Below are 5,776 nucleotides of genomic sequence, written 5' to 3' on the forward strand. Positions count from 1 at the left end.
CACATAATTAGTGGACGATCAGCCTTAGGAGATTTTGCATACTCTTTAATTGCATTGATTGTTGGATACATTGGAACAATTACATCGGTTAATGAATGACTGCCCATCCAGTTACCGCGGATTCCACCCTCGTAATGCAGTGGACGTGATGGATCAAAGCTACGGGCAAATGCAGCTGCTGCTTCGTGGTTTGTTCCGGCCCCAGATTCATTACCAAGTGACCACATAACAACAGATGGATGATGAATATCGCGCTGAACCATTCGGCCAACACGATCAACAAATGCTGTTAGGTATCTAGTGTCATTACAAATTGAAGAGATGAAAGCATGGGACTCAATATTTGCTTCACCAATTACATAAAAACCTAGTTCGTCACACAGATCTAGGAAAGCCGCGTCATTCGGATAGTGGGATGTGCGCACAGCATTAAAGTTCCAACGCTTAAGCTCAAGTAAATCTTGTCGCATGTCATCGCGGGTCAATGCGCGGCCGGTAAAGCGATTGAAGTCGTGGCGATTGATACCGTAGAAAATAACTGGCTGACCATTAACTAAGAAGTCTTGACCCTTAATGAGAATTGATCTGAAGCCAATTCGTTGCTGTGATACTTCAATGACTGCGCCATTGGGATCCAGTAATTCAATGTGCAGGGTGTAAAGGTTAGGAACCTCTGCAGACCAAGGATCTACCCTAGGAATTCGAGTCTCTAGGATTACTTTGCCATGTGGCCAAGGCTCATTTTCCATGATGGCTGCCTTGGCATCTGCCGGTAGTTTCCCATGCCAATACTTACCGTGGAAGTAATCATCGCTTCGCTTTTTTAAATCAGCTTCGCGTTCGGTCCATTTAGGAGAAGTGAAGTTCCTAATGACTTTCTCAAGATTTGCAGCTTTAACCTTAGGCAACTCGGTAATGGATGCACGCAGTGTGTAGCCATCTGTTGAAAGATCATCAAGTGAGCCAAGGTCGGCTTCAATACTCAAAGTACCTGTCGTGCCATCTTTTTCTAAACCAGAAACTGTATTGAATCTTTCAATAAAGACCTTATTAGTTGCATACAACTTAATTGAACGAGTAATACCACCATGCCACCACTGATCTTGATCCTCAATAAATGTTGCATCCGACCACTTGACTACATCAATCTGTAGAACGTTGCTCCCGCTTTGAACAAATTGAGTTACATCAAATTCAGCGGCCAATCGTGAATCTTTAGAAAGCCCAACCTCTTCACCATTGATGTAGACGACTGCTACAGATTCATAACCACCAACTTGTAAAACAATTCTCTTTCCACTCCAACTCTTTGGAACATCAAAATCGCGCTCATATACTCCGGTTGGGTTTTCTGCAGGAACAAATGGAGGATGTTCTTCAAAAGGCATTTGTGTGTTTGTATAAATTGGTTTATCAAAGAAAACATCTGATGGTTCCTGCATAGTCCATAGACCTGGAACAGGAATAGATGCCCACCGCTTGCCCAGCTTTTCTGTCGGGCTATGTAACAACTGGAAACGCCATGTGCCATCTAGAGAAATTTGTTCAAAGTGTTCGATGTTAAGCATTGGCAAACGGTTTACAGAGGTGGTCTCTGGGCTCATCCAGTAGTTGTTAATCACGTGGGGAAGTCTCTCAGGAAATGAGGGAGAGCACACCATCGTTGAGCGTGCAATGGGGGGCTGGTTTAACCCTAGTCCTTACTCCGATTACCTGTTGTTCACCCATTCGCGAGAGGATTTCTTCATGAGAATCGAGCACCTGACCGACCGAGAGATCAGTTGGCTCTCTTTCGACCAACGGGTCCTTGAATTAGCCGAAGACTCGACAGTTCCACTCCTTGAGAGACTTCGCTTTTTGGCAATCTCCTCTTCGAATTTAGATGAGTTTTTTATGGTGCGCGTTGCAACTTTGATGAGCAAGATCGAAAATGATGTGACCGGAGCAAATGTTGCCGGCTATAAACCAAAAGAGCTCTTGGCATTGATCAGCACAAAGGTTAATGAGCTAGTGTCTCGTCAATCAAAAACTTTGCATGATCAGATTTTGCCAGAGTTAAAAAAGCACGGAATTGAATTTGTAAAGTGGGAACAGCTTGATGAAACAGAAAGCGCATATGTTGCCAAGTTATTCCAGGATCGAATCTTTCCTGTATTGACTCCCTTGGCTGTTGATCCGACACACCCATTCCCCTATATCTCAGGTTTATCTCTCAACCTTGCTGTGATGGTTAAGAATCCAGCAACCCAAGAGGAGTTCTTTGCCCGTGTGAAAGTTCCAGAAATTTTGCCTCGTTTTATTGCAACAGCAAAATTTGGGTCTACGCGCTTCTTACCACTGGAAGACCTGATTTCAATTCACCTACAAGAGTTATTCCCAGGAATGGTGATTGAAGATCACTACACATTCCGTGTGACTAGAAATCAAGATATTGAACTAGATGAAGATGAAGCCGAAGATTTACTCCTTTCACTTGAGCAAGAGTTGCTGCGTCGCAGATTTGGACCACCAGTGCGCCTTGAAATCGAAGCGGGAGTCGGCGAAGCTCGAGTGTTAAAACTTGGATCTGAACTTGGCATCGGTGCTGAAAACATATTCCATGTCAGCGCGCCATTAAATCTGACTTCACTTCATAAAATTGCAGACCTTGATTTTTCAGAGTTAAACTACCCACCCTTTAGATCCCGCACCGCTAAAGCCCTATCAGAGGTGGATTCTGAGGATAGTGACTTGTTTTTCGCAGCCATTCGCCAAGGTGAAATTCTTCTTCACCACCCCTATGAATCCTTTACTTCGTCAGTGGTGCACTTTTTAGAAAACGCCGCAAAAGATCCACAGGTACTAGCAATCAAGCAAACTTTGTATCGCACATCAGGTGACTCTCCAATTATCGAGGCGTTAATCGAAGCAGCAGAGGCAGGCAAGCAAGTTGTTGCAGTAATTGAAATCCGTGCACGATTTGATGAGCAGGCAAACGTTCGTTGGGCGCGAAAGCTTGAAGCTGCAGGTGTGCACGTCGTGTATGGGTTGATGGGATTAAAGACTCATGCAAAGCTCTCTCTAGTTGTAAGAGATGAGCCACAAGGCATCCGTCGTTACTGTCACATCGGAACTGGAAACTACAACCCAAAGACTGCCCGCATCTATGAAGACCTAGGAATGCTCAGCGCAGATCTTGAATTAACAGAAGATCTAACGCGTCTGTTTAATCAACTCTCGGGTTTTGCACCACAGTCAACATACTCACGTTTGTTAGTTGCGCCTCGAACATTGCGATCAGGATTAACAGAACGTATTGATCGTGAAATTGACCATGCAAAGAGCGGACGTCCAGCGGGAATTCAATTTAAACTCAATTCAATCTTGGATGAAGGTTTTGTTGCGAAGTTGTATGAAGCTTCTCAAGCCGGTGTAAAGATTGAATTATTAATTCGAGGAATTTGCGCAGTACAACCAGGCATCAAAGGCGTGTCAGAAAACATCACTGTTAAATCTATTTTGGGGCGATTCCTTGAGCACTCACGTATTTATCACTTTGTTAATGGAGGAGATGATGAGTATTGGATTGGCAGTGCAGATTTAATGGGTAGAAATCTTGATCGCCGCGTTGAGAGCCTTGTTATGGTCCAAAGGAAAGAACATCATGTGCGCTTGCAATCTCTATTAGATCTTGGACTTTCTGAGGAAACTTCCTCGTGGCAGCTGAGAGAAACGACTTGGTCTCGCCCGAATAAAAAGGGACTAACAAATATTCACGCAGAGCTCATTGAGCATTATTCAAAGGATCGTTAATTGGAAAGCCAGGTAATACAGGCAGCAGGAGCAGTTTTGTGGCGCCGCTTAAGTGATGAACTAGTTCAAGTCGCTTTGATTCACCGTCCTCGATATCACGACTGGTCTTTTCCAAAAGGAAAAGTTGAACCAGGCGAACCAGAGATAAGTTGCGCGTACCGTGAAGTTTTTGAAGAGACTGGTTTTGAAAGTGTTTTCGGCCCAGAGCTATGCACGGTTGAGTATCTAGTTGGCGCATCAACTAAGTCGGTGAGATATTGGTCAGCACAAGCAATCGGTGAGGCCAAGGGTCCACTAGATCCAAATGAAGTGGATAAAATAATTTGGTTAACTGTTGCTGATGCTTACGACAAACTTACCCGTGAAGGTGACAAAGAGGTTTTAAAGAACTTTGAAAAATTTGGAACCGATACCACTCCACTAGTTTTATTGCGTCACGGAAAAGCAATCGCTCGAGAAGAATGGGAAGGCGATGATGGTGATCGCCCACTTGCACAGTTAGGCCAAATTCAATCTATGCGAATGTTGGCAAAATATTTTCCATTTGGAATTACTGAGATCCACACATCAGATGCAGTTCGCTGCTACGAAACAGTTTCGCCAATGGCCCGTTCATTGAAATTAGATATGATTTACTGGACTGAGCTCAGTGAATATGCATTTGAAAAAGATAAGAAAGCTGCGATCAATGTCGTTCAAGATATTATTGAAAGTGAAGCACATGCAATTGTGTGTGGCCACAACCCAGTCATTCCTGCGATTGTTGCAAAATATATTGGCAAGAAGAATATTAAGCAGTTAGATCATGGGCTATTGCCAGGTGAGTCATGGATTTTGCACCATCGTGATGGCGAAGTTGTTGCAATCGACTGGATGAAAGCGCCCGACGCCTAGTCGCTTAGCCAGTCTAAACGGCGTAAAAGAATGCCTTCACGCAGCGCCCATGGACAAATTTCAGCCTCATCTACATCCAGTCTGTCCATGACGGCAAGTGCAACAATTCCGCCGGCAACGATTTGTTGAGCGCGGTTCGCTGAAACTCCTGGTAATTCTGCCCGCGATTTACTATTCATTTCAATAAGTCTTGGGATAGCAGAGTTCAGCGATGATCGCTCAATGAACTTTGGATCATCCTCATACCATTGCTCACAAATACGTGCCAAAGTTCTAAAGGTTTTACTTGTTGCAACAAAATGATCTGCGTCATGAGACTTCAATGAATTAGGTATTGAGTCCTTAATTACTTCTTCTACATGCTTTTCTAAACTCTTAATTCCCTTTGTACTATATGGATCACCCGATAAAAACTCTCGTGTTAAACGTGCTGCGCCAAGTGGAAGCGAAATTGCTGCCTCTGGATTTTCATCAATTCCACTTGCAATTTCTAATGAACCACCACCGATATCAATAACTAGTAATTTTCCGGCAGACCAACCCAACCATCGGCGGACTGCCAAGAAAGTCATAGCTGCTTCATCATCACCGTTTAGGACTTGTAGATCTATCTCGTGCTTTTTGTTAATGTCGGCAATAATTTGTGCACCATTTGTAGCTTCGCGAAGAGCAGACGTGGCAAATGCTAGAACTTCATCTGTTTCATTTTCATGTGCATGTGCGACCGCTTCTTGGATTGCATCGTTTAGAAGTTGGATTCCGCCGGCGGAAATAGCACCAGAAGTATCTAGATATTCAGTCAGGCGAAGTTCAACTTTGTAGTTAGTTGTAGGAGTCGGCCTAGCTCCTGGATGGGCATCCATTACTTGAAGGTGGATGGTGTTTGAACCCACATCAAGGACACCTAATCTCACTGCGCCAACCTATCGTTGGGCGGGGTATCAGGCTTGGATTTTAAGATTTGGCCCTTTACTGCCATAATTGCGCCTGCTGTATTCGAGGAAACTTGAAGAGCAGGCCTCTCTAGCTCAGTGGTAGAGCAGCGCACTTGTAATGCGCAGGTCGTCAGTTCAATCCTGACGGGGGGCTC

At 44.3% G+C, this 5,776-nt stretch carries 4 protein-coding genes and 1 tRNA gene; 3 read left to right on the forward strand and 2 right to left on the reverse strand.

The genetic code is table 11. The features are described from left to right. The coding region (locus tag AC9UEY_RS05555) for a glycoside hydrolase family 2 TIM barrel-domain containing protein (protein ID WP_509538911.1) at positions 1–1,622 on the reverse strand (1,622 nt) is incomplete at its 3' end. Between the two features lie 124 nt (positions 1,623–1,746). On the opposite strand from AC9UEY_RS05555, the gene AC9UEY_RS05560 reads away from it, so the two are divergent. Together AC9UEY_RS05560 and AC9UEY_RS05565 are read left to right on the forward strand one after the other, a co-directional pair. After that, complete coding sequence (locus AC9UEY_RS05560; RefSeq protein WP_509538914.1) at positions 1,747–3,792, forward strand: RNA degradosome polyphosphate kinase; 2,046 nt, start codon at positions 1,747–1,749, stop codon at positions 3,790–3,792. After that, positions 3,793–4,686, forward strand: a complete 894-nt coding sequence (locus AC9UEY_RS05565; RefSeq protein WP_509538917.1) for an NUDIX hydrolase — start codon at positions 3,793–3,795, stop codon at positions 4,684–4,686. Here AC9UEY_RS05565 and AC9UEY_RS05570 read toward each other — a convergent pair. After that, complete coding sequence (locus tag AC9UEY_RS05570) at positions 4,683–5,600, reverse strand: Ppx/GppA family phosphatase (RefSeq protein ID WP_509538920.1); 918 nt, start codon at positions 5,598–5,600, stop codon at positions 4,683–4,685. The genes AC9UEY_RS05565 and AC9UEY_RS05570 overlap by 4 nt on opposite strands. A gap of 103 nt (positions 5,601–5,703) precedes the next feature. Between AC9UEY_RS05570 and AC9UEY_RS05575 the strand changes: the two genes are divergently transcribed. Next, positions 5,704–5,775, forward strand: a tRNA-Thr gene (locus AC9UEY_RS05575). Position 5,776 lies beyond the last annotated feature (1 nt).

This window comes from Candidatus Planktophila sp., from assembly GCF_040402275.1.
Classification (GTDB): domain Bacteria; phylum Actinomycetota; class Actinomycetes; order Nanopelagicales; family Nanopelagicaceae; genus Planktophila.